Origin of the sequence: Oceanirhabdus seepicola, from assembly GCF_023684385.1 — a bacterium.
Classification (GTDB): Bacteria; Bacillota; Clostridia; order Clostridiales; family Clostridiaceae; genus Oceanirhabdus; species Oceanirhabdus seepicola.
The window spans coordinates 1248923-1273887 of record NZ_JAGSOJ010000002.1 but is presented as its reverse complement, the minus strand read 5'-3'; the positions used below and the strand labels follow the sequence as shown (position 1 = coordinate 1273887).

General features: G+C 31.5%; 23 protein-coding genes and 1 tRNA gene. 7 read left to right on the top strand and 17 right to left on the bottom strand.

Features of this window, described 5'->3' with window-relative positions; translation table 11 throughout:
• Window positions 1-75: 75 nt before the first annotated feature.
• Together glsA and KDK92_RS13280 are read right to left on the bottom strand one after the other, a co-directional pair.
• Window positions 76-993, bottom strand: a complete 918-nt coding sequence (gene glsA, locus KDK92_RS13285) for a glutaminase A (protein WP_250859793.1) — start codon at window positions 991-993, stop codon at window positions 76-78.
• 295 nt (window positions 994-1288) lie between these two features.
• Entirely contained in the window at window positions 1289-3310 is a 2022-nt protein-coding gene (locus tag KDK92_RS13280; protein ID WP_250859792.1) for a penicillin-binding transpeptidase domain-containing protein, read from the bottom strand.
• 227 nt (window positions 3311-3537) lie between these two features.
• Here KDK92_RS13280 and KDK92_RS13275 point away from each other — a divergent pair.
• Window positions 3538-3624: transfer RNA gene (locus tag KDK92_RS13275), tRNA-Leu, on the top strand.
• Window positions 3625-3713: 89 nt separating this feature from the next.
• Here KDK92_RS13275 and KDK92_RS13270 read toward each other — a convergent pair.
• Entirely contained in the window at window positions 3714-4748 is a 1035-nt protein-coding gene (locus KDK92_RS13270) for a hypothetical protein (RefSeq protein ID WP_250859791.1), read from the bottom strand.
• 106 nt (window positions 4749-4854) lie between these two features.
• Here KDK92_RS13270 and KDK92_RS13265 point away from each other — a divergent pair, with 106 nt between their 5' ends.
• Window positions 4855-5364: a spore coat protein gene (locus KDK92_RS13265; protein ID WP_250859790.1), complete on the top strand. Its 510-nt coding sequence runs from the start codon at window positions 4855-4857 to the stop codon at window positions 5362-5364.
• Window positions 5365-5630: 266 nt separating this feature from the next.
• On the opposite strand, the gene KDK92_RS13260 is transcribed toward KDK92_RS13265, so the two are convergent.
• Window positions 5631-5834: a cold-shock protein gene (locus tag KDK92_RS13260; RefSeq protein ID WP_250859789.1), complete on the bottom strand. Its 204-nt coding sequence runs from the start codon at window positions 5832-5834 to the stop codon at window positions 5631-5633.
• A gap of 471 nt (window positions 5835-6305) precedes the next feature.
• On the opposite strand from KDK92_RS13260, the gene KDK92_RS13255 reads away from it, so the two are divergent.
• The 4 genes from KDK92_RS13255 to KDK92_RS13240 all read left to right on the top strand — a co-directional run bounded on the left by KDK92_RS13255 (window position 6306) and on the right by KDK92_RS13240 (window position 11164).
• The gene (locus KDK92_RS13255) at window positions 6306-7679 is read left to right on the top strand and encodes a TldD/PmbA family protein (RefSeq protein ID WP_250859788.1); all 1374 of its coding nucleotides are present in this window, start codon (window positions 6306-6308) and stop codon (window positions 7677-7679) included.
• A complete protein-coding gene (locus tag KDK92_RS13250) occupies window positions 7679-9016 on the top strand; it encodes a TldD/PmbA family protein (RefSeq protein WP_250859787.1) in 1338 nt (445 codons plus the stop codon). Before KDK92_RS13255 ends, KDK92_RS13250 begins: the two co-directional genes overlap by 1 nt.
• A gap of 180 nt (window positions 9017-9196) precedes the next feature.
• Window positions 9197-9760 (top strand): bifunctional phosphopantothenoylcysteine decarboxylase/phosphopantothenate--cysteine ligase CoaBC, encoded by a 564-nt coding sequence (gene coaBC / locus KDK92_RS13245; RefSeq protein ID WP_276575953.1) that lies wholly within the window; start codon window positions 9197-9199, stop codon window positions 9758-9760.
• Window positions 9761-9919: 159 nt separating this feature from the next.
• Window positions 9920-11164 (top strand): DUF401 family protein, encoded by a 1245-nt coding sequence (locus KDK92_RS13240; RefSeq protein ID WP_250859785.1) that lies wholly within the window; start codon window positions 9920-9922, stop codon window positions 11162-11164.
• Between the two features lie 270 nt (window positions 11165-11434).
• Here KDK92_RS13240 and KDK92_RS13235 read toward each other — a convergent pair whose 3' ends face one another.
• The 9 genes from KDK92_RS13235 to KDK92_RS13195 form a co-directional block, all read right to left on the bottom strand.
• Window positions 11435-12727: a PTS ascorbate transporter subunit IIC gene (locus tag KDK92_RS13235; RefSeq protein WP_250859784.1), complete on the bottom strand. Its 1293-nt coding sequence runs from the start codon at window positions 12725-12727 to the stop codon at window positions 11435-11437.
• Between the two features lie 31 nt (window positions 12728-12758).
• Complete coding sequence (locus KDK92_RS13230) at window positions 12759-13034, bottom strand: PTS sugar transporter subunit IIB (protein WP_250859783.1); 276 nt, start codon at window positions 13032-13034, stop codon at window positions 12759-12761.
• Window positions 13035-13189: 155 nt separating this feature from the next.
• Complete coding sequence (locus KDK92_RS13225) at window positions 13190-14008, bottom strand: GNAT family N-acetyltransferase (protein WP_250859782.1); 819 nt, start codon at window positions 14006-14008, stop codon at window positions 13190-13192.
• Window positions 14009-14188: 180 nt separating this feature from the next.
• Complete coding sequence (locus KDK92_RS13220) at window positions 14189-15709, bottom strand: polyamine aminopropyltransferase (protein WP_250859781.1); 1521 nt, start codon at window positions 15707-15709, stop codon at window positions 14189-14191.
• A 51-nt stretch (window positions 15710-15760) separates the two neighbouring features.
• On the bottom strand, window positions 15761-15961 hold the full coding sequence (locus KDK92_RS13215) for a DUF350 domain-containing protein (protein ID WP_250859780.1): 201 nt from the start codon (window positions 15959-15961) through the stop codon (window positions 15761-15763).
• 20 nt (window positions 15962-15981) lie between these two features.
• Window positions 15982-16182 (bottom strand): DUF350 domain-containing protein, encoded by a 201-nt coding sequence (locus tag KDK92_RS13210; protein WP_250859779.1) that lies wholly within the window; start codon window positions 16180-16182, stop codon window positions 15982-15984.
• 19 nt (window positions 16183-16201) lie between these two features.
• Window positions 16202-17545: a DUF4178 domain-containing protein gene (locus KDK92_RS13205; protein WP_250859778.1), complete on the bottom strand. Its 1344-nt coding sequence runs from the start codon at window positions 17543-17545 to the stop codon at window positions 16202-16204.
• Between the two features lie 52 nt (window positions 17546-17597).
• Window positions 17598-18800: a transporter permease gene (locus KDK92_RS13200; RefSeq protein ID WP_250859777.1), complete on the bottom strand. Its 1203-nt coding sequence runs from the start codon at window positions 18798-18800 to the stop codon at window positions 17598-17600.
• The gene (locus KDK92_RS13195) at window positions 18800-19993 is read right to left on the bottom strand and encodes a hypothetical protein (RefSeq protein WP_250859776.1); all 1194 of its coding nucleotides are present in this window, start codon (window positions 19991-19993) and stop codon (window positions 18800-18802) included. Before KDK92_RS13195 ends, KDK92_RS13200 begins: the two co-directional genes overlap by 1 nt.
• 226 nt (window positions 19994-20219) lie before the next feature.
• Between KDK92_RS13195 and KDK92_RS13190 the strand changes: the two genes are divergently transcribed.
• A complete protein-coding gene (locus KDK92_RS13190; RefSeq protein ID WP_250859775.1) occupies window positions 20220-21671 on the top strand; it encodes a catalase in 1452 nt (483 codons plus the stop codon).
• A 102-nt stretch (window positions 21672-21773) separates the two neighbouring features.
• Here KDK92_RS13190 and KDK92_RS13185 read toward each other — a convergent pair whose 3' ends face one another.
• From KDK92_RS13185 to KDK92_RS13170, 4 genes are all read right to left on the bottom strand, one after another.
• Window positions 21774-22922 (bottom strand): double-cubane-cluster-containing anaerobic reductase, encoded by a 1149-nt coding sequence (locus KDK92_RS13185; protein ID WP_250859774.1) that lies wholly within the window; start codon window positions 22920-22922, stop codon window positions 21774-21776.
• 249 nt (window positions 22923-23171) lie between these two features.
• Window positions 23172-23384: a hypothetical protein gene (locus KDK92_RS13180; protein WP_250859773.1), complete on the bottom strand. Its 213-nt coding sequence runs from the start codon at window positions 23382-23384 to the stop codon at window positions 23172-23174.
• A gap of 10 nt (window positions 23385-23394) precedes the next feature.
• Complete coding sequence (rbr, locus tag KDK92_RS13175) at window positions 23395-23934, bottom strand: rubrerythrin (RefSeq protein WP_250859772.1); 540 nt, start codon at window positions 23932-23934, stop codon at window positions 23395-23397.
• 155 nt (window positions 23935-24089) lie between these two features.
• Window positions 24090-24965 (bottom strand): uroporphyrinogen decarboxylase family protein, encoded by an 876-nt coding sequence (locus KDK92_RS13170; RefSeq protein ID WP_250859771.1) that lies wholly within the window; start codon window positions 24963-24965, stop codon window positions 24090-24092.

Below are 24965 nucleotides of genomic sequence, written 5' to 3'. Positions count from 1 at the left end.
GATAATGATTGACATTTCTCTCTGAGAAATTTTAATTTTATCGTTTTTTAGACAATAAAATTTCACTTACTTCAATTAGAATATGCTCAAATCTAATTCTCTAGATAATTCTTCAAGTACTTTTATTCCACCTATACTATTACCTTTTTTATCTAAGGCTGGACCAAATACTCCTATGCCCATTCTTCTTGGTACCGCTGCCATAACCCCACCGCCAACTCCACTTTTGGCAGGTATTCCTATATGAACAGCAAAATTTCCTGAACCATCATACATTCCACAAGTTACCATTATCGTTTTGATGATTCTCGTTACTTCCCTTGAAAGAACTCTCTGATTATTCCAAGGTAATACACCATCATTTGCAAGCATAGCTCCTATTCTAGCAATATCCCTACAATTTATCTCTATTGAACACTGCTTAAAATATACATCAAGGATATTCTCAACTTCACCTTCCATGATATCCATACTTTTCATAAAATATGCCAATGCTCTATTTCTATCACCTGTAGCTTTTTCAGAAAGATATACTTGCTCATTAATTGAAAGTGAATCATTTCCTGTTATCTTCATTGCAAAGCGCAGTATCCTGTTAAACTTTTCCTCTTTATTTTCACCATCAATCATACTCACAACAGCTATTGCTCCAGCGTTTATCATTGGATTTAATGGTTTTTTTAATTCATTACTCTCAAGATTTGTTATAGAATTGAATGCCGATTCGGTAGGCTCCATTCCAATTTTAGAGAACACATAATCTTTTCCATTATCACAAATAGCTAACATAAGAGTTATAACCTTTGATATACTCTGTATTGTAAACTTTGTATTGTGATCTCCAGCAAAATACTCTTCTCCATCTAAAGTTGTAATACATATACCAAGCGCTTCCTTATCAGCGTTTAAAAGCTCTGGTATGTATGATGCCAATTCTCCATCTTTAACCCATACCCTGTTATCATTAATTATTTTCTCTAGAATCCTCTTCATATGTCTTTCCCACCTTTAATAAAAAGTTCTTACACTTAGGCATATTCAAATGAATAACTAGTCAGTATGATAGTTATTTATTTGAATATGCCTTATTTATCCTATTCACTTCTTAATTCAACTATATTATATACTCTTCATATATTGAAGTAAACTATTAATCATATGTTTAATCCACAAAAAGTATTTTAGTTCAATTTCATATACAATATATAGTGTTAGAGCACATTAATCTGCAGTATATTTGAATATGATTCTAATTGAACTTACTTTTTGTGGTTAAATCATTATATTTCTAGTCAAAAGTGTATACCTTAACAACTCTACCCTTTTCCACTAATGTTCCTTTTTCCGGTATAGTATGAGATACATATTTTCCATTTCCTATTTGCTCATAATTCAATCCATTCTCAACCAGAATTTTTATTGCATTTTCTGTTGTTTCACTCCCTACACTTGGTAATTTAAGAGTATTAATTACCACGTTCATTATCTCATCATTTGTTACTGATAGATATTTAAATGACTCTAGAAATACTCTTTTTGCAATTGGTGTTATTATCGTACCCGCGTAATAATAATCGCCTCCAGGTTCGTCCACGGATATCATTACTGATATTTGTGGATTATCCGCCGGTGCCGCTGCTGCCATTGAAGATATATATGCCCCTTCTTTATATCCACCTTTTTCATAGTCAGGTTTCTGTGCAGTACCCGTTTTACCTGCTATATGATACCCTTCAATAAATGCTTTTGATCCACTAATGACACTCTCCAGCATATCTGTAATTTCCCTGCATATATTAGGATTTAATACTGGTCCTTCCTCCACTTTAGAATTTCCCAAAGTATTTTCATTCTTTATTTCTTTAACCACATGAGGTGTTATCAGATATCCACCATTTACAAGAGAGTTGAATGCTCTCATATATTGTACCATGGTAACTGTATTGGTTTGTCCAAATGATATGGTAGCTAAATCCACCGGCCCCATTGTATCAAGACTCTTAACTATCCCCGAACTTTCTCCTGGAAGATCAACCCCCACGGGTTCACCAAATCCAAATAATTCTATATATTCCATCATCTTTTCTTTTCCAAGTCTCTGTGCAATCTCAACAAAGAATGAGTTACTAGACTTTATTAGTGCCTGTTCAAGTGTTTGATTCTTATGTGATGCTTTATCCCAGTTCCATATACGAGTTCCTGCTACATCTACATATCCATTTGTGTCCATCGTTTCTGTTTGATTTGTTACTCCTTCTCTTAATCCCGCATAAGTTGTAAATGGTTTAAATATAGACCCTGGTTCAAATGAATCATTAACTGCTCTATTTTTCCATAACTCCATATTATCCTCAAAATTTTCATAAGGCATAGAATCATTTAGATTATAATCTGGCTTATTAGCAAGTGCAAGAATCTCTCCTGTTTTGGGATCCATAACCATTATACTTATCTTCTTAGCTTTATTTTCAATCAAAGCATCTTGTGCTATCTTCTCTATTATGTTCTGAAGTACCGTATCAATAGTCATGATAATATCATGTCCTTTTACAGCACTTGTTTCTATTACCTCTTCAGTAGGTAATAAATATCCATTTTTATCAATATTATATAATTTCACTCCATTAACACCTTTGAGTATATCATTGTAGTATGCCTCTACACCATTCAATCCATTTCCTTGAGGATTAACATGGCCAATTGTCTGCGATGCCAAGGAATCATATCCATAAAATCTCTTGTTATCGTCAAAATATAGCATTCCTGTAAGCCCATTATTCTTCATAAGAGCCTTTATTTTTTCTACTTTATCTTCTTCTACTTTTCCTTTTATTATAGTACCCTGTGTAAGCTCTCCATCCTCATTTTCCCTTGCAAGTTTCTTGTAAAGTGCCTCTTTATCCATCTCAAGTATATCTGCAATCGTATATATTAATTCTTTAAGATCTATTTTTTTTGAATCCGCTCCCTTTTTTAGGGTTCTCATATCCACTTCTAATCTATATACATTATAGTTAGCTGCTATCTTTTTGCCATTTCTATCATATATTTCCCCTCTATCTGCCACTATGTTTTTCTTACGAACACCATGATATAACAATTTTTCAGAAATATTCTCCTTGTCCAAAATCATCAGTCCAAATGTATTAAAGCTTATTAAAAAAATCAATCCTGCAAACACTATATATACAGTATAATACCTCCAATGTTGCTTGATTCGCTTTAGTTCTTTTTTCTTTTTTCTTTTTTTATGATTCTCTTTAAAATTTTCTCGCCCCGTCCCTCTCTTTTCACTAATTGCGGATTTCAACTAACTCACCTCATCAATATTTAACTATATTTTTATGATTGATTATTTTCACTTTAAAATGTCATAATATACTTATTCTTATTTTACCTCATTATAGTCAACTATTTCAATTGAAGTTATAATTTTTACCCTAATGAATTTTTTTCTTAAAAAAAGCTTGATAAACTTTTTGATATATGTTATTATTATCTTCGTCGGAAAGATAAAGACAAACTACCACAAAACGAGCCGAAGTGGTGGAATCGGCAGACACGATGGACTCAAAATCCATTGGTAGCAATACCGTGCGGGTTCAAGTCCCGCCTTCGGCACCAAGTAGAGTTTTAAGCAAAATGCTTAAAGCTCTTTTTTTATGTGAAATTAAATATATCTATAAAAAAAAGATTAGACATACAATTTCTGTCTAATCTTTTGAAAATTTTGATTTAGATAACTTAAAGTATTGGTGTTCTTTTTTTAATATATTTACTTCCTTCCACTTATCATCTAACTTAATATATTCATGAAGTAATACATCTTCACCGTTTGTAAGCCTAATAAAATCAAATTTGTATTTATTTTGTGCACCACTAGCATATATTCTGATATTTGCCCCTTCTCTCTCAACTTTATCAATATTATCTATTAACTTATACCAGTATTCGTAAATAACATTTACAACAGAACTACTATCCCAATACCAAGAATGATATGGCGCACATAAAAAGTCCTCTGGAATATAATCTATAGGCTTAATCTTCCATCCATCTTTTTCATTATATTCTGTTGTAATAATCCCATAATAGTATGCAAAATAAGTAGGCCGATCTTTATATTCTTTTTTATCAGTAAGAGGTGGGCCAGTTATAACTTCAATTTCTACAAAATGATATCTGATATTCTCAGGAGTATTTGGCGGATGGTATGCTGGTAACAATTTCAACAAAGTTGTATGCCCTGTACCTGCAAAAGAATCTACATACGCTTTTACTGATATTTCTTTTTTCATTTCGTTACTTAAAAGATTATAAGCATAAAGATATGGTCCGCGACTCAATCCTACAGTACCGCACCCTCCATGAAATCCTATCGTATTAGATGCTTCTTTTATTATTGAATAGTAAGCATGAATAACATCTTCTGGTGTATCATATTTTTTCGGATAATCTTTAGGAATATATGGTGGTTCAGTATCTCCTAAATTCCCTTTGAACTCATATTTTAACTTCAATGCTGACTCTTTAGATGGTCTTTGAAATCGTTCATTATAAAAATCTTCTTCATTTCCAAATAGTTTTCTTGTATGACTTACATCTCTTTTTCTATTTTTATGTATATACCCACCTATTCTGTAATGATTTGAATTATTATTAATAATCTTAAATAAAATCATTGCTATAGCAATTACAACCAAAGTGAGTAATAATCCTTTTAAAATATGTTTTTTATAAATATTCATTTAACTTCCCTCCCTTCAATAAATTTATGTATTATAAGAGAGTATTAGAATTTAATTTACATACTCTTATTGTATTTTGCTTAAAATATTTTAGAGGTGAACTATTATGGAATTTAAACTTACTAAAAAGGAAAGATTTTTTTTACAGGATGCAAAAATTCAAGAAAAAGTTTGTATACAAAAATATGAAAATTACGCACAGCAAGCTAAAGATCCAGAATTAAAACAACTCCTTAATAAACACGCTTATCAAGAGCAGCATCACTATGATAGTATTAGTCTTTTACTTCAAGGTAAAAAACCAGATTTAGGGGGAAATGAAGAGTCAAATTCAAGTGAAGAACAACAATCAAACACAAATCAAAATAAACACTCTGAATATACTTCAATTAAAAATAATTTTGAGGGAACTATGGAGAATGAAAACGAGAAAGTAATGTGTTTAGATTTATTTTCTACAGAAAAATATATATCAAGTACTTATGACAATGATATTTTTGAATGTGCTAATTCTGAAGTTAGAGAAGTTTTGCAGCATATTCAAAAAGAAGAACAAACACATGGTGAAGAAATTTTAAATTATATGAATAGTCATGGAATGTATAAAGTAAAATAAGATTTAATTTCATTCTATATATACAAAAAACTACTCTCATTTATTATTACTGAGAGTAGTTAATTTGCTTTTAGGAGTTTTCTTATCTACAAGAGGGTTCCTTATTTAAGGGGATTTATATACTTAACATGGGGGGGTGGAACGCCTCTTGTTCTTTCGTATATTTTGATTATACCCTTATGTACAAACTTTATACTTAGAGTTCAAAAAAAACATATTTTTTCAAAAAAATCTTAAGTGAGCTTATTACTGCTCACTTAAGATTTTTATATCTTCTGTACATTTATTGCTTGAGGTCCTTTTTCCTTCCAAACAATATCATACTTAACTTCTTCACCTTCATGAAGATCCTTATTATGAGTTTTCTCTTTCACTTGTAAATGATGAACATAGGCATCACTACCATTTGCTCCTGATATGAATCCATATCCTCTCTCATTATCAAACCATTTTACTACACCAGTTTCCATAAAGTCGCGCTTTGAAGCACTCCCACCTTTCTTTTGTAAGATAATATACAAAAGCCAGTGTGGCTTTTGTATATGAATAAGTATTAAAAATAGAACTCAATGCTTCTTTTCCATTTTAAATTCATATTCATATATAGTATTTGTACAAAGCATAAGAAAATTCGTTATTTACTCACATTGACTTTTCCTTTTTTTTCTTTACTATGAAGTACAGACATTCTTACTGGTGGTGATAAGCTTGAGCATAATAGGAAAAGTTCAGAAAAACAGAAATTACAGATATTTTGGTATTTCCATAGCCATACTGACAATGATATTTCTATAATATTTGGATAGTCTTACGAATTTATACATTGTTTAAGTTTTTATTTACTATTTGTGAATAGTTTTTACACCCACCATTTTTTACGGTAAAATATGGTATAATAATTTTGTGAATTTTCTGTTTATATAAAAAAGGAGGGGTAAATCATGAAGGATACGTTACTAAAATGCATTGAGAATTATAAATTTCAATGTGATTATTTGGACATAAGGCTAGAAGATTCTGCATCTACTAGTATCGCCATTACCAAAGGTAAGTTAGATTCTTTAAAGAAATCTAGTGAAATAGGTGGTATTGTAAGAGCACTATATAAAGGTGCCTGGGGGGTTGTTTCCTTTAATAATTTAGAGAATCTAGATTCATTTACAGAAGCGGCTATTAAACAAGCCAAATTGACAGGTAAAGAGGAGAGTACTCTAGCTCCTGTTGAAGTTGTTGAAGATTCTGTTCTTCTAGATCTTAAGAATGATCCAAGAAAAGTGTCTTTAGATGAAAAAATTAATTTATTAACAGAATACAATAAGCTAGCCTTAGATTTTCATGGAAAAATTTCTTCAGTAACCGTGGGTTATAACGAAAAATTTTCAAATCTAACTTTCACTAATTCCGAAGGTTCTTATGTATATCAAGAAAAAATGGATTTAGGAGGCGGTATACATATCACCTCAGTTGATGGAGATAATTCTCAATCAACATCAGTTGGATATGGTTCTACAGATGATTATAATTGCGTACTAGGATTGCATGATGAAATCAAAAAACAGAGTCAAATTGCTGTTGAATTACTTGATGCTCCAAAAGTGAAGTCAGGAACTTATACAATTATTACAGACTCTCACTTATCTGGTGTATTTGTTCACGAAGCTTTTGGACACCTAAGTGAAGGTGATAATGTTTATGAAAATAAAGAATTAGCGGATATAATGGAGCTTGGCAAAGAATTTGGAAGACCAATATTGAATATTTATGACTCTGGTCTTGATAAAGGAAAAAGAGGTTATCTAAAATACGATGACGAAGGAGTTAAGACTGAAAAAACATATCTTATAAAAGAAGGTAAGTTGGTAGGAAGACTTCACTCAAGAGGAACTGCTGGTAGGATGGGTGAAAAAGCTACTGGTAGTGGACGTGCCATTTGCTATAAACATGCTCCTATCCCAAGAATGAGAAATACTGTAATTGAACTAGGTGAATCATCCTTTGATGAAATGATCAAAGATGTTTCCTTAGGTATACTTGCAAATGGAACTAATGGTGGTCAAACTAATGGTGATAATTTCACCTTCTCTGCTTCATATGGTTATATGATTAGAGATGGTAAAGTTTGCGAACTTGTTAGAGATATAAACCTTGCTGGGAATGTATTCGAAACCCTCAAGAATATTGATATGATTGGTAATGAAAATACTTCTCACGACAGCGGCGGTGGTTGCGGAAAAGGAGAACAATTCCCTCTACCTGTCAGTGATGGTGGTCCTAGAATTAGAATTCAGAATGTAGTTGTTGGAGGTGAAGCATAATGAAAGATTTATTAAACAATGTAATTTCAGCTGGAGCTACAGATGGTGAAATATTCTATAAAAATTCTACAAGACGAAATATAGAGTTTGATAATAACAAACTTAAAGGTGCTTCTTTAACTCAATCTACCGGTGTAGGCCTTAGAATGATTAAAGATGGAAAACTTTCATTTTCAACTTCCACTGATTTAAGTAAATTTGATGTTCTTGTTAAAAACTGTGACGAGATAACTCCTTTTTCATCACCAGCAGAATTTGAATTTATAAATAAATCTAGCAATGAAGATATATCAATTCCTGAAAATAATATTATGGAATTAACTGATGAGCAACTCATAGAAGATGGTAATAAAATAGTTTCTGAGATAACTAAAGAATTCCCTGATGTGAAAGTTGGAGTTGAATTTGATATAAATAGTTCTTATGTTGAAATATGTAACACTAAAGGATTATCCAATAATTATAAGAAAGATTCAATTAATTTTTCAGTAGGAGGATCTTTCATAAAAGATAATAATTTCATCAATTGCTATGATGGCCAACTTTTATTAAACTCAAATTATGATGTAGATGCCATTACAGCCTCTGTATCAGACAAAATAAAATTATCTAGAAATATCGTTACTCTTAATTCTGGCTCTCGTCCTGTAATCTTTACTCCTAATTTCTTATATTCTTCATTAATCCCATTAATTCTTGGCGTAAATGGAAAGTCAGTTGAATTAGGTATGTCTCCTTTATCTAAAAAACTAGGAGAGCAGATATTTGATGAGAGATTCACAATAGTGGATGACGCTACTAGGCATGGTGCATTCAATACTCATCCATTTGATGATGAGGGTACTCCTAGTCAGAGAACTGAAATTATAAAAAACGGACATCTTCAAAGCTTTCTTCATTCATTAAAAACTGCAAAAAAACTCAACATGGAACCAACAGGTAACGGTTATAAATTGGGTAGTTTCTTCCCAAGACCTGATCTTTCTGCTGAACCATCTCCATATGTAACAAATCTACATGTAGAACCTGGAAAGGTTTCATTCGATGATATGGTTGCAGACTTAAAAGATGGTGTCATAATAGATTCTGTTATAGGTTTCTTCATGGGTAACCTCTTCAATGGAGAAATTACTGGTAGCATTGACACAGGTTATCACGTAAAAAATGGTAAAATTGTAGGAAAAATTGCTGGACAGTCAATAAACTTTAATATTTACGACATATTTAAGAATAACCTTCTTGATATAAGTAGTACTACGAAGAATACTCCATTCTTCTTTTTCCATGGTTATAATCCTGCACCTTATGCTATGTTCAAGGATATAAATATTGAATAAAATATAAATATTGCTTTTATATAAAATTAGGGAGATTTTTTATCTTCCTAATTTTTTTATACCTATAGGTCTATATCTATATTATTAAATCAAATAGTGACATATCTCTCTCATAAAAAATAGTTAAATGTTGAATTATTACCATTTTAGGATATATAATATATCTGTGAATTATTTAATATGAAAGGAGAGATTTCCTTGAAAGATAAAAATATAGTTGTATGTGTTACTGGTGGTATTGCAGCATATAAGGTGGTTAATCTGGTTAGCATGTTAAAAAAACAAGGTGCTGATGTAACAGTAATCTTAACAGAAAATGCTGCAAAGTTCGTAGCCCCAATAACATTTCAGTCTATCTCATCAAATTTAGTATATATGAATATCTTTGACGATAGATACAGCGCTGATATAAAACATATATCTCTAGCTCAAAATGCAGACTTAGTTGTGATAGCTCCTGCCACAGCCAATATTATAGGTAAGATTGCTAATGGTATCGCTGATGATATGATCTCCACAACAGTAATGGCAACTAATGCGCCTGTTATAATAGTTCCTGCTATGAATACCGCAATGTACGAGAATCCAATTGTTCAACATAACATCTCTAGATTAAAGGAATTTAATTATACCTTCATGATCCCTGGAGTTGGGTCGATGGCAATGCCAAGTGAAAAAGGCGGAATAGGACGACTACCTGAACCTGATAAAATATTTGATTACATAAATAACTTTGACTTTTAATATTCTTTTATTATGTCTTATCCCTTAATTCTATTCTATATGGTTAAGGGATTTATTTTGTTCAAATATTTCCACACTCTAAATACTTCTTATGCTATAATCAAATTGAATACGCTATGAATAAACTATGACTAACTTAAAAGAAAAGGATGTGAATCCATGGCATTTTTAAAACTCGGAGTTTCCCTAGCACTTATACTTATATTAGTAAACAAAAAAGTAAACCGCGGTCTTGCATTAGCACTAGGTGCTATTGTACTATCTTTACTCTTTGGAAAGGGAATTTTCCACGCCCCTGAGAGATTGTTATATACTTTCACTGAGAAGAGCAGCATTAACATAACACTTTCAGTTACATTGATATGTGTATTAGGCTATTATATGGGTGAGTTTGGAATACTTAATAAAATGATTGAATATTTAGAACTGATGCTTCAGAGTTCTAAGAAGAGCATTATGTTTGCTCCAGCATTTGTAGGTACACTTTTGGTTTCAGGTGGAGCTCTAATGTCATGCCCAATTGTTGAAACACTTGGTTGCAAACTGAATCTTCCAAAGGATAAACAAGCTGCCGTAAACATGGTTTTTAGACATGCTTTATATTTTATCTTCCCATTATCATCTACATTGATATTAGCAATTGAACTTGGTAATTTTCAAATGGGTCACTTTGTCCTTATGCAGTTACCAATGGCACTCTCTATGTGGATAGTTGGATATATCGCATATCTGAGAAATGTTAGAGAACAATCAGTTTCTTCAAATAATGATGGGAAATGGCTTAAGAGTTTTGGAATGTTACTTCTGTATTCATCCCCTATCTCAATATCATTGGTAAGCTACTCCTTAGGAGATCATCCACTCTTTATGAATATAGCTTTAGGCATTATAGTATCTCTACTTTTAGTAGTAATATTACCTGATATTAAAATGAACTTCTCAAAAGAGAGATTGATAGGCGGTTTCACAAAAGGTATTAAATTATCAATAGTACTATCCATAATTGGAATCATGTTCTTTAAGAATGTTGTTAATGATATTCCAGAAATATATGATAGCATTGAAGGTATAATAAATATCGGAATACCTCTTGAGATTATATTATTGATATGTTGTGCTGTTATATCATATCCTTTGGCATCAGTACAACCAGCAGTTGCAATCTTATTCCCAATGATTATACCATTGGCACCTGATTATATAACTGCATTAAGATATGGTATGTTCATATATACCTCTGCATTTATGTTCTACTATATATCCCCATTACACATGTGTCAGGTATTGACCTTGGAATATTTCGATCTTAAAATTAAAGACCTATATAGAAACTATAAAATTTTACTTCCTGCTACCTATGTTGTAATGGTGATTGTATATATATTAACTGGCTACCTCTTATAAAACATAACTGAAAGTTGAAAGTGGTGAGTTGAGAACGTAGGATGTTTCTGCTTTAGGGCAGAAACTATATCTTATTATTCTTTAGGACAAAACGCTTTTACTCATTTTATCTTTATATAAAATATTGTATTTAAAGTACAATGTTTCATATAAAATGAAACGAGTAAAACCCTATTGTTTTACTACAAATAAAATGTAGGTTCTGACCTTAGTCAGAACCATCCACCGTTCTCAACTCTACACTCTCCACTCTCAACTTCTTTTAAAGCTTTACATGCCAAAAATCTTGGTAATAAATCTAGTAACGATTGTCCAAATTGAAAAATCATTTCCTCCAAAAGCTTGAACAAAATCAGATACAGTATTCTGAAGCAGTGGTATGGAAATGGCTTCAAATACTATCAAAAACACTCCACAAATAATACTGGCTAGTATAGCTCCTCTTTTACCACCTGTTGCATTGCCAAACACCGCCGCCGGTCCAATATCAAAGAAACAAGCAACTGTCAGTGGTAACACAGCGAAAGAGAGTTTTCCACTAACTGCAAGTAATGATATTGTTATAACACTAGCTATCATACTAACTATAAACCCTATCAATACGGCATTAGGTGCGTATGGAAAAATTAGTGGACAATCAAGTGCTGGTACTGCATCTGGAATAAACCTATCTGCAATCCCTTTAAATGCTGGAACTATCTCCCCTAGCATCATCCTAACTCCAAGAAGTAAAATTGTTATTCCTGCTCCAAATGTGAACCCTTGAGTGAAAGAATATACTATATACTTTCCAATCTCACCATTAACTTCTCCAAATATCTCTATTCTTAAACTTGTCCCTGCTATAAACCCAACAACAACATAAAATATAAATATTACTAATCCTGTACTAATAGCAATCTCTCTCAAAAATTCAAATCCTTTAGGAATCTTTATATCCTCAGTTGACTTACTCTTATCTCCAAACCACTTACCAATATAAGCACCTATAAGACTCAAACCAACAGTTGTATGTCCAATGGTAAAATCATCACTACCTGTAACCTCTTTAACAAATGGTTTTATCAGTGCTGGTGTTATAACTATATATATAGTTAGCATAACTGTAGAAAATACTAATAGCCATATTCCACTCAAATTGCTCTCAACTCCAACGGCTACAAATATAAATGCCATCCAATACAAAATATGTCCTGTCAAGAAAACATTCTTAAACTTAGTATATCTTGCAATTATTATGTTCATTAAAAAGGCTAGTACCATTACTCCCCCAATAACAGAACCATACTCTATGGTGAACGTACCTATTCCTATAGGATTCAGTGTAGTCTCAGCACTTACTCCATAAAGCTTAGTAAAAATTAATGCAGCTGGATTTATGATACCAGCAATAATCTCAACTCCTTTGTTAAGAATCAATACCCCTAATACAGTTTTAAAGGTCCCTTTTAATACATCACTTATGCTTTTTCTCTGAATTATCAACCCAATAAAAGCAATTAGCCCTAAAAACAAATGAGGGCTCTTGAAAATATTCTCCACAATAAAATTTAATAAACTCATATAATCCACTCCAAACTAAAAATGTTTAATTCTAAATAATCTTAATTGATTTAAAACCTTCTTCAATTTCTTCCCCTTTAAGAAAATTATTCACTCTAAAAACTGGAACCTTAACCTTATTCCCTAGTTCTTCATAGAACTCCTTTGACGTGAATATAACATCACACTCCATACTTGAAGCCGTAGTTATGTCACAAGATTCAACATCCCCATCTATACCATGCTTCTTTAATACCTTCTCAACACTCATTCTTAAAATCATGCTGCTTCCTAGTCCAAATCCACATACAGTGATGACCTTCAACATATTACTCCTCCTTAATGTTTCTATATTAAACTTATTTATTTCTATCAATAATTATACATTAATACACATATATAGTCTCGACAAATAATACCATTTTACGCGCATAAAAGGTATGAAGTTTAATACTCCACACCTTTTATAGTTTCTTAATTACCTTAGAACTTTGCCCAGTATAACGGATACTTGAACGCAAGATCATAGCCTAATGATTTTGCTGTACTGTATGAACCAATATTATCATCGGTACAATCCCAATAAGGGGTCAAATCATTTTTCCTGCAGTGTTTCAGATATTCAATAAGCATCCTCTTAGCAAAACCTTTTTTTCTAAACTCTGGTAAAGTTTCAATATGAGCCTGAGCTTCTTTGTCGCTCAGATTACTCATCATACAAATACTCACTATGTGATTATTTTTTACGACACAGTACCCTTTACCAATCTCAAAAAATTTATCTTTACATCCCCAATATTGTAAGATGTCATTCTCGATAAATTCTAAGTTATTTAGTGTCTCTTTAAAAATAGCTTGTGTTACTTCCCTGATTTCAAACCCCTCTTCTATATCATAAGGAGCAAGCTTTTCTTCATCAAAACTATAAAGCTTGTATACCCTTTGATAGTCATTCTTCAAGTTTTTATATTCAAAAACTCTTTTTAAAGACTCTTCCCATCCAGGCTCAACAAAGCTATACTCAAAACTCTTCATACCTAGTTCCAATGCTCTTGGCTTTATGTTCTTCTCCAATAATTCTCCAAGGAATTCATTAAAATCATGGTTGTTACACTCCCCTATGAAATAGAACCCTTCTGCTCTTGACCATATCACAGCACTTTTAGGCTTTTTAGGATTATCCCCAAAAACCCATCCATAGTTATTTCCTTGAAGGATTGAAATAATCTCAAGATTGCATTTTTCTCCTACACATAAAGGTAATACATTTGAAAATTCTTCTCTCTTTAATTCATATATCATTTTTATCTTCTCCCTTATAATATATTGCTTAGCGGGGCAATAATTTATATAGGACGTCGATACCTTATTTTATCATATATTTGTGTTTTTCCCAACTAAGTATAAAATCCTTAAGAAGAATAAAGCATGCTCCGAATGCACTTAAAAGAAGTTTACAGTTAACAACTGTAAACTGTGTTTCTAATATTTACTCTCAGCTTCTTCATAATACGTTAGAAGTATTGGTCTGAATATTTTATTACTTTCAATACTCATCATATCTACAATCTCATCTTTTCCAAATACCATCATCTTTCCTATGCTACTATCAATTAGGTATTCTGTATGAACCTTTATGTCTATAGATTTAAGATTGAAATCCTCCTTTGATGCCAACTGGAATCCCCAATCACCAAATGAGGGTACCTCAAGATGATAAGGTATCACCTTAAATTCCTCTTCAGTTATAGTTTTATTTATACACCAGAATGCCTTAGTTGCATAATATGGACTTGTTGACTGAACAACAAATTTTCCTTGTGATGATAAATGATTACCAATAAGTCTATAAAACACATCGGTATATAATTTATTTAAACTCTCATTATTAGGATCTGGAAGATCCACTATAACTGCATCATACACCTCTTCAGATTTCTCTAAAAATTTGAATGCATCTTCATAATGCAAACTCACTCGTGCATCCTCTAGTGATCCTTTATTAATCTCTTTTATAAGCTCATTATCCCTACAAAATTCAACCATCTCTTGATCTATATCAACAAGATCTATCTTCTTTACCGATGGATACTTAAATATCTCCCTAAGAGCTAATCCATCTCCTCCCCCTAAGACAAGTACATTTCTTGGTTTTTCAAGGGAACTCATGATAGGATGCACTAGTGCTTCGTGATATCTATATTCATCTATAGAGCTAAATTGAATATTACCATCTAGGAATACTCTTATATCGTCCTTATGACGTGTCATAACTATCTTCTGATATTGAGTTTGAGTCTTAAAAATAATCTGATCCCTATATAGCTGTTTCTCTATGTTATCTGCAGTTATATCTCCAGTTACAAGCCCAAAAATAGTAACAACCATAAATACTCCAAATAATCCTTTAAAAAATTTCACCTTAGTGATAAATTCCTTGTATCGGAATAAGATCATTCCAGCCACTGCTATATTAAGGGCTCCCATCAAGAAACTAGTCCTTATCAAACCTAGGTGTGGATAAAGAATCATAGGAAATCCCACTGATCCTATTAACCCTCCAATATAATCGAAACTTAATACATTTGCTAGTGTTACTCTAAGATCCTTATTGTATTTTTCAATCATCCTTGTAAGAATGGGTATCTCAAGTCCAACAAAAATCCCTATAATAATGATTATAAGATACATCATGGGCACATAAAAATCCGTTTTCGCATAGGTTACGAAAAGGATCAGAGCACTCAACCCTCCAATGAACCCTATTGATAATTCTATTGTTATGAAAAAATCGAATAAATTCTTCTTTATATACTTTGAAAGATAAGACCCAACACCCATAGCACTCATGTATAGTCCTATAGTAATAGAGAACTGTTTTATACTATTCCCTAAAAGATAGGTGCTTGTCCCTGCAATTATCAACTCATAAACAATACTACATATACTTATGATAAATATTGATATTATAAGGGGTTTAATCTCAAGTTTTTTCTCGTTCATAATATCATCCTATTCTATATTAACTCCTATTTTCTACTTTTTTATTTGTTCCTACGGTAAGATAACTCCACCAATGATTATTGCTATACCTATGAACATACCTGCTATTGCGAATCCAGCTCCTAAATTATGATCATCAAGTTCCTTCTGTAGATCAAAAGGTGTTATTACATCAAACATTTTATATCCAACCAAACATAATAACATTCCTAAAGCAAAGTATACTACTATTGATAAAACATCCATTAACATTCTCTAATCATCTCCTTAATTTATCTTATAACAGCTGTTACAATAATCGCCACCGCTATGAATATTCCACCAATCATAGCTCCAACAGCCGCATTCTTTTCCTTTATTTCATCAGCAAATTTGAATGGTGTCACCATATCAAAAAACTTGTATCCAAACATCATCAATAATAAACCTATTAATCCATACATTGCTGTGTTCAAAATATTACCTAAATCCATTTAACTCACTCCCTATAAATTATTTACCAAAGCTAGTTCCGCCGCCTATGCTCTTTCTAGTAGTTGTGGAAGACTTTCTCACACTGCTTCCTCCACTACTAGAACTTCCGCTACTTGTACTCCCATTGTTATAACTACCACTGCTATCGCTTCCACTGGTTATACTTTTTGTGCCTGTACTTTTAGTGCTTGTGCTTCCACTGCTCTTACTTTTAGTGCTATCACTTCCACTAGTTGAGCTTTTAGTGCTATAGCTTCCACTGCTTGTGGTTTTAGTGCTTCTACCTTTATAGTCACTTCCAGATCCGTATGTTCCTGTATAATAGCTTGAACCACTTGAAGGCCTATAAGTAGAATAATAGTTATTACCTGAATATCTTCTACTATCCCTAGTTAAAGCTCTATAGAAGTAATAATCCCTGAAAAATGAGTTATTTCTACTATATCTACTTCTATATAAAGTATTTCTAGATCTGTATGCGTATTCTCTTGAAGATATTTGAACATAAGTCTTATCCTTTTCTCCTTCATAAACAAACACATAATAATCATCATAAAGAATAGATATATTCTCATTATTATTAAGCTCACTATATTCCTGTGGTCTTGTGTTATCAATTATCTTCTTAGCAGCACCTTTGATAGAAAGTGATGTCTCATATACATTTGCTTTTGAGGAACTTTTAAATTCTCCTGTAATAGATGTGGTATACTTGAAATTTGAATCTTTCTTAAGATAATCGCTAACATTATTTCCAAATACTTTAGGAGCAGATTTCATACCCATATTTATAAGAAATATAACTAATAAAACTCCAGCTATTATTCCCCACTTCATTCCTTTTCCTTTACTGTAACTTTTCTGCGATCCGTATTGATTATTTCCATAAGCTCCACTTGAATGACTTCCTTTATTGATAGACATATCTTCTGCTGAAACCTCATAGGCAATGCTGTTTTCAACTTCCCCATCCCAGTTTTCAATTGAGAAATATGTTCCACCATCCTGGCTCTCATATTCGAAATATTGTACCTCTTCATTGATATCAACGTCAACATCACCACTAGCAGATACTACCCTTGCTGTCCCTCTCTCCTGCATAATGAAAGTTGTACCATCAAAAGTAATTGTATCTTCACCATGGTATACTGTTGTCATAACCTCTCTGCTGATAGTTAGAAATGCTCCACCCTCTTCAGCTGAAAGCCATTCAATATCTCCATTATATTTTCTTACCTTGTACTCATTCCAAGTGGATCCCTTATCAGAAAATGTTGTAACTCCAATTACATCATATTGATAGCTTCCGATATAAAAACAATCCCCTGGCCGTAAATTCATAACATCATATGTATTTACCAATATATCCACTCCTTTCTTACACTATTATACAATAATTCACCAGTTTTTTGTGTTAATCCATGTAATTTCCTCGAAACAGCTCTACAAGGTCCTTAAAGTCCTCATCATGTTTAGCCATCTCAATCATAAGTTCTCTATAATCTCCTTTATAATATACATCCATTAATCCATTCTCTATCTCCTGTTTATGATCCCCCTTAGAATTCTTATATGCATTGAAAATACTTTCTAGAATCATCCAATCATACTGGTCAAATTTAGATATTATCTCATCTAACTTTATCTTTCCCCTATCTTTCTCTAGTTCTTCTAGTTTCTCAAAATCCAACTCACCCATCATCAAAAGTGGAAGTTCTAAGCTTGTATTCTGATCATAGTGAATTTGCTTGTAATCTTCATCCCTACTATTATCATATTCTTTTATCCATTTATAGAAAATTCCATTAAAGTCCTCCCCTTTAGCACTTGGATATAAATAAGCTTTTCTATCCTGCTCTTTGAAGAATTGCCTTGCCTCTCTTCGTGTTATATTTTTATCTTGAAGTAATATAGATACTTTCATCAAAAATCTATTACAAACAACTCTCAAAATTTCTCTATTAGGGTTCCTATCATTTTTAACCTCTAAAATTACCATTGGGGTAATACTTGAGTTATTACTACTTGCGGCTCCTCTTCCATTGATAACATTCTCCTGAATTTTATAGAAATAAAACCATTCTAAATATGCAATATCATTTAAGGCATCTTCATAATAGGAATCTTCATTTTCCATCCTTTCTGAGATTTTATTTATCTCATTAGCATAGTATTCTAAACTATCTCTCAAACTATTATTTCTATCTCTACTTAATTCAATATACCCATGAGCTACTATACCTAAAATTAATAAAACTATTATTACAAGCCAGTTTATAGTGTTATCTTTTTTAGTAATAATCCAGTATAACAGTGTTATTACTATTGAAATTCCCAAGGTTAAAAACACATGGAATCCATAGCAGTAATTACTTATTACTAATAAAACTATAACATTAATACATTTAGCAAAAATTATCTCTTTCTTATCTATCAGATTTTTATTTAATAAGTATATATCTATCCACATATAGCCCATCAAAAGCAGTATATTCATCAACCAACCTTCTGGAGAAGCCCCTAACCTTGAAAGTAAAAAAACAATGATGATCATAATTCCATAGTGCATTAATATCTCAATTAAACTTCTTACTTCATCTCTTATATTAAACTTCACTATTTTCTTCCCCTTTCAAACTTGTCCAGAAGTTCTTTAAACTCCTCATTATGATCTGCTATCTGATCCATTAACTCTTTACACTTTTCTTTTGAATATAAATGAATTAACCCTTTCTCTATCTCTTCCTTGTTCTCACCATAAGAATTTTTATATCCATTGTAAACGCACCACATTATATAACTGTCATAATTATTAAAGTTAACAATCTCCTCATATAAATCCAACTTTCCACGTATTTTTTCAACCTCTTCTAATTTTGTAAAATCTACTGAAGCTAGAGCAATTAACATTAGTTCTTTATATACCTCATAATAATCCTCTTTTGACCACTCATAGATTAAGTTATGCACACCAGGTTTAACATCTTTTGGATAGACCCAAGTATATTTATCTTGTTCTTTAAAAAAAGTCCTAACCTTTCTTGGCGTAAACTCTTCTTCATCATAAAATTTCCATATATTATTTTTATACCTACTACATATAATTTTCAAAAACTCTCTATTTTCCCATCCACTATTATAAGGATTATTATAATATAATCTACTCATTACAGTAGTGAGCATTGGATTTTTTTTGAATGGATAATTATTACCATCCAAGTAATACCTATCTATTCTATCTAAAACTTTAAAATCAATATTATTTAATGCTGATGTAATCTCGTCTAAATCAGCTTCATCTTTTAGCATTCTTTCTACCTTCTGTACTTCCATACCCAAGTTAAAGATTTCATCTTTAATATGATTATTGAAATCACACCTTAACCCAACATAACCATATAATACTACTCCTAAAAAGAAGGATAGTAACACTAATACCACATTCTTATTTTCTTCCTTTTTATTAATTCTCCAATACATGAGTATTAGTATAGCAGAACTGAATATAGCAAAGAGAATTCCTCTCCATTCTAATATAGATTTAAAAGAATGAAATTTTGTTGCAAAATATAAAACAAATAATAATATATTCATTACTTTTCCTAAAAAGATACCTATGATACCTATTAACTCATTCTTTAATAAAGTAATATCTGCCCACATATATCCTGCAAGTACAACTCCATTCATCACCCATCCATTTAAAGAAAAGTTTAAGCCTGAAAGTAAAAATACCATAAACATTATTAATCCGTAATAGCATAAAATTCTGAATCCATCTGATACTTTATCTTTAAAACTTAAGTTCAATATTTTTTCCCCCTTATAACTTAACTCTCATTAAAATTTTACCATTTATCCCACTTATTATCTACGCTTATGCTTTAATGTTATATTTCATAAGTTATTTTCCATCCTAAATGTCTGAAAAAAATATACACTATAATATTTCTTAATTTTTATAAAAAAGCTAGCATATATATTAATATAAAAAATTAATGAGAAATAAATTGTATCAATATAAAGGAGTTATATAATGAAAAATCAACATTTAACTACCAATCAAGGGGCTCCCATAACAGATAATCAGAACTCCCTCACAGTGGGAAGGGATGGTCCAACACTCCTACAAGATCACATATTCTTAGAGAAACTAGCTCATTTTGATAGGGAAAGAATACCAGAAAGAGTTGTACATGCTAAAGGAGCAGGCGCTCATGGTTTCTTCAAAGTCTACAAAGATATGTCTAAATACACCATGGCAAAATTTTTAAATAATCCAACTAAAGAAACCCCTGTATTTGTCCGTTTTTCAGTTGTAATAGGATCTAAAGGGGTTGCTGATACAGTTAGAGATGTTAGAGGATTTGCTGTTAAATTCTACACCGAAGATGGTAACTATGACATAGTTGGTAACAATCTTCCTATATTCTTCATAAGAGATGCCATTAAATTCCCTGATCTTATACACGCTCTTAAACCTGATCCTATCTCAAATATACCTGGAGATTCGGCTAAAAACAACCGTTTCTGGGATTACATCTCTTTAACACCTGAAGCTACCCATATGATTACATGGTTATTTTCTGACCTTGGAACAATTAAAAGCTATCGAACTATGAAAGGTGCTGGTGTGAACACATATAAATGGATAAATTTCGAAGGAGAAAGCAAGCTTATTAAATATCACTGGATACCTATGGCTGGTGAAAAAACTATAGATAGATTTGAAGCGGAAAAACTTGCAGGTATTGACCCAGATATTGCAAGTAGAGATCTATTTGATACCCTTGCAAAGGGTAAAACAGTGGACTATGAATTACGTGTTCAGATGATAGATGAGGATGAAGATGATTTAGATTTTGATCCTCTTGATGCCACAAAAACATGGCCTGAAAAGAAATTTCCATTAATGCCTGTTGGTATGATGACCCTTAACAGAAATCCACAGAACTTTTTTGCAGAAGTTGAACAGGTTGCATTCGCCCCTTCTGCAATAGTTCCTGGAATTGGATTTACAAATGATAAACTCCTTCAAGGAAGGTTATTCTCATATACTGATACACATATGCATAGGCTAGGAAAGAACTTCCTTCAGCTACCAATAAACCGTCCCATAGTTCCAATAAACAACAACATGCAAGATGGCCCCGCTCAGTATCTTCCTAATAAAGGAACAACTAACTATAATCCCAATTCTCTGAATAATGGTAATCCTCATCCTGTACCTTTCAGCGGAAAGCCAGAGAAAGTAAAAGCAGAAGGAACTATCAAAAGAAGAGAGATAGAAAAAACAAATGACTATGAACAGGCTGGCGAACGCTATCGCTCACTATCAAAAACTCAACGTGATCACCTCGTATCAAATATAGTAGATGCTCTTGGATATGCTAAAAAAGATATTCAATATAGAATGCTTAATAACTTCCTAAAAGCAGATCAAGACTTTGGACGTAGAGTTGCTAAAGGACTTGGTTTAAATCATTAGTATTACTCTCTCAAACTAATTAAAACCCTCACTTTTTATTTAGAAGTGAGAGTTTTAATCATAGGTAATTATTAGAAATTAAGACTTAAAACTCCTTATAACTTAAAACATTTCTATAAATGCTTCAATACGAGTTTTAATTTGGCCAATATCTGTTTGAGAATAATCAGTTTCAATACTCATATATGGTACTTTCTTTTCTTTAGATACATACTCTTTAATTCTATGAGTTTCCACATTAAATGTATGGCATGCTTGTAATATTACATCAATTACACCATCAATCTTATACTCTTCTATTAGCTCATCTAACATATTAACTCTATTATCATTTGGAGACATAACGGAACATCCTATATTTATATATTTATCCGTTAATGCATCATATGGGTCAATTGTCTCATCTACCAATCGACTCTTTTCTTTAACCCCTGAACAATTCTCATAACATACTATTACAGCTCCACTATCTTCCACTGTTTTAATAATTTTTTCAGTTACTCCCCCAAGAGGACACCCTGTTATTAATATTCTTGGAGCCTTTTCTGATACTTTTCTCTCACCATTTTCATAATCAGCTTTAATTTTATCAATCATTTCTCTGATTTTTTTATTTTGTTCCTCTTTATCAAGAGTATAAGATGTTCCTTCTAAAACCTTTTGCATTTCATATCCAGTTACTGCAGGTGGACATAATTTACCTAATGAATAAAACTCATGTAATAGTTTTCTTTCTTCATTTCTCTTTTTTATTGCTTCTTTCAGTTTTTCTTCAGTAATTTCAACATTAAATTGTTTTTCTAATTTATTTTTTAAAAACAGCATTTCATTTTTCCACACCATATATGCATGATCTCTTTCAGTATTTTGTGGAAGCTGCATAACATGTGTAGGCTTTATTTTTCCCAAATACTCAAACATTTTTTTCTTACCATCACATGTAGTTTCTCCCACAATTAAATCTGAAAAATATGTATAAGGACATTTATCTGTTAATGCAAAACCATAACTAGATTTTATAAGTGGACATAAATTCTTAGGAAGATGTGCTTCCCCATCTGGTATAGTTTCTTCACTAACGCCACATAATGAAACGGCAACAGCACCTGCAGAATATATAAGTTCTACCGGAGTAAATGTACAAAATATTCCTACTACATTTTTCCCCTCTTCTTTTAACTCTTTAACTTTTATAAAGCCATTTCTTCTAGCCTCACTAAACTCATCAAACATCTTTGGTAATTGCTTCATTTTTATTCACCTCTAAAATATTATTCTATACGATAATAGCAGAAGCCATATTAAACTGATTAATAGCTTCTGCTAAAATTTATTAACTAAGAAAAACTTGTAAAACAAATTAAAAATATAAATTTAAACTTATAAATAGTGTTTACATTTACATATTAACACAATATTTAACCAATGTATTATTTTGATTTTCTATACAATCACACCCTTCTATTAATAAATACAATAGCTGGTATACATGTAAAAGCTTCAAATGATTTCTTCAATAAATTCTTTATCTATATCATTCAATATTTTTCTATAATAACTACTGTCTACTTTATTTTTAGATATTAGATTTAATACATATTCCTCATCTAGTTCTTCTAATATTTCTCTATAACATTTGTCACACTCTTTACCTCTTGATTTCACATCTACTTCTAGTTTTTTTGATAAACACTCAGGATATCTTATTATCATCTCCTCACCCCTACTTATAATCCTCACATTTGATTTTAAAATAAGATTGTTGATACTTACATAGTGGACATTGTTTTGGAGCCTCCTTGCCTGTATGAATATATCCACAATTCATACACTGCCATTCTACTTCCTTATCTCTTTTAAACATCTTACCTTGCTCCAGATTTCTTAATATGTCCATATACCTTTGATTATGAGTTTCCTCTACTTCTTGGAGTTCCTTATAAAAATCAGCAATCTCATAAAAACATTCTCTCCTTGCTTCTTCTTCAAATTGTTTATATAATTTTGAACTTTCGAAAGCTTCTCCTTCTGCAGCATCTTTCAAATTATCCTCAGTACTACCAACTAGTTTTAAATATCTATTAAATACCTCTCTAGCATGCGCTTTTTCATTCTCACCAGTTTCTTCAAAAATAGACGCTATATATTCATATCCCTCATCTTTTGCTTTTTTTGCATAAAATGTGTACTTATTTCTAGCTCTTGATTCACCTGCAAATGTTTTTAAAAGATTTTTTTCAGTTTTACTACCTTTTAAGTGCATATTGCCTCCATATGTTTTAATTATTAATTACAATATAATATGTTCATAACATAAAAAATCCACCTATTATTTAAAAAAATAAAGGTGTAATCAATTTGTCATCATTAAAATAAAACCCAATCTTTTATGAAAACTTCATAAAAGATTGGGTTTTATTAGTTTAATTTTAAAGTCCACACAATTAGATTTTCAAATTTTAAAGGAGTTCTTTTAATACAGCTGTGACCAATGATTTTTATATCTTTGTTGTTTTTTACTAAATCACATATTGCCTCACCGTATGTAATATTTTCATCATATTCTATAGCTTCTGCCTTACTCAAACCAATTTGCTGAAAAGCCGTAGAAGTTTTTCCACAAAGATGAATTATACTATTATCTAAATGTTCTTCTAATCTTTTTAAAATATTATATGTACTTCTTCCACTTATCTCTTTATAAATCTTTGGTCCTACAATATCCAATGCACCTACTGGATCTCCATAGGATATTATCTTTGCCCCTCTTTTTATACCCTCTAATACATACTTAACAATACTATCTTCAATAACTTTAATAAACTTATCAACTATATCCCTATTTTTCCTTATAGCTTTATAAAAAAGTCTAGATTCAATCAGTGAAGATATTATTGTAAAGGGACCTTCCACATTTAAAGCTACTACCTCATTCTCATTACTTAGGTATTGAACTGAATTTAATACCTCTTTTACTCTTCCTTTACTTAAATCAATTTCCTCTAAGTTACTTAATTCTTCAATACTATTAAATGCATATTCACTAACTCTTGGACCATTTTTTTCATCTCCAAGCTTTATATTAGCTCCCATAGCCTCGGCTTCCACAGTTACACAGAAGGGAACTCTGCATATAGTATCATTTTTATACTTCTTTAATTCTTGAGCCAATCTACTCATATCCTCTTTATTTGTATGAGCTTTTGGGAACTTTAAATCAGAATTATCTATAATACATTGAGGTATTTGTTCTAGGTTATCACTAGTACATTTAAACTCTACTTTAATGTCCAT

Bases quoted from the DNA above. Each gene is read 5' to 3' on its own strand.
- glsA (WP_250859793.1), bottom strand. From the start codon at position 993: ATGAAGAGGATTCTAGAGAAAATAATTAATGATAACAGGGTATGGGTT.
- KDK92_RS13270 (WP_250859791.1), bottom strand. From the start codon at position 4,748: ATGAATATTTATAAAAAACATATTTTAAAAGGATTATTACTCACTTTG.
- KDK92_RS13265 (WP_250859790.1), top strand. From the start codon at position 4,855: ATGGAATTTAAACTTACTAAAAAGGAAAGATTTTTTTTACAGGATGCA.
- KDK92_RS13260 (WP_250859789.1), bottom strand. From the start codon at position 5,834: ATGGAAACTGGTGTAGTAAAATGGTTTGATAATGAGAGAGGATATGGA.
- KDK92_RS13255 (WP_250859788.1), top strand. From the start codon at position 6,306: ATGAAGGATACGTTACTAAAATGCATTGAGAATTATAAATTTCAATGT.
- KDK92_RS13250 (WP_250859787.1), top strand. From the start codon at position 7,679: ATGAAAGATTTATTAAACAATGTAATTTCAGCTGGAGCTACAGATGGT.
- coaBC (WP_276575953.1), top strand. From the start codon at position 9,197: ATGAAAGGAGAGATTTCCTTGAAAGATAAAAATATAGTTGTATGTGTT.
- KDK92_RS13240 (WP_250859785.1), top strand. From the start codon at position 9,920: ATGGCATTTTTAAAACTCGGAGTTTCCCTAGCACTTATACTTATATTA.
- KDK92_RS13235 (WP_250859784.1), bottom strand. From the start codon at position 12,727: ATGAGTTTATTAAATTTTATTGTGGAGAATATTTTCAAGAGCCCTCAT.
- KDK92_RS13230 (WP_250859783.1), bottom strand. From the start codon at position 13,034: ATGTTGAAGGTCATCACTGTATGTGGATTTGGACTAGGAAGCAGCATG.
- KDK92_RS13225 (WP_250859782.1), bottom strand. From the start codon at position 14,008: ATGATATATGAATTAAAGAGAGAAGAATTTTCAAATGTATTACCTTTA.
- KDK92_RS13220 (WP_250859781.1), bottom strand. From the start codon at position 15,709: ATGAACGAGAAAAAACTTGAGATTAAACCCCTTATAATATCAATATTT.
- KDK92_RS13215 (WP_250859780.1), bottom strand. From the start codon at position 15,961: ATGTTAATGGATGTTTTATCAATAGTAGTATACTTTGCTTTAGGAATG.
- KDK92_RS13210 (WP_250859779.1), bottom strand. From the start codon at position 16,182: ATGGATTTAGGTAATATTTTGAACACAGCAATGTATGGATTAATAGGT.
- KDK92_RS13190 (WP_250859775.1), top strand. From the start codon at position 20,220: ATGAAAAATCAACATTTAACTACCAATCAAGGGGCTCCCATAACAGAT.
- KDK92_RS13185 (WP_250859774.1), bottom strand. From the start codon at position 22,922: ATGAAGCAATTACCAAAGATGTTTGATGAGTTTAGTGAGGCTAGAAGA.
- KDK92_RS13180 (WP_250859773.1), bottom strand. From the start codon at position 23,384: ATGATAATAAGATATCCTGAGTGTTTATCAAAAAAACTAGAAGTAGAT.
- rbr (WP_250859772.1), bottom strand. From the start codon at position 23,934: ATGCACTTAAAAGGTAGTAAAACTGAAAAAAATCTTTTAAAAACATTT.
- KDK92_RS13170 (WP_250859771.1), bottom strand. From the start codon at position 24,965: ATGGACATTAAAGTAGAGTTTAAATGTACTAGTGATAACCTAGAACAA.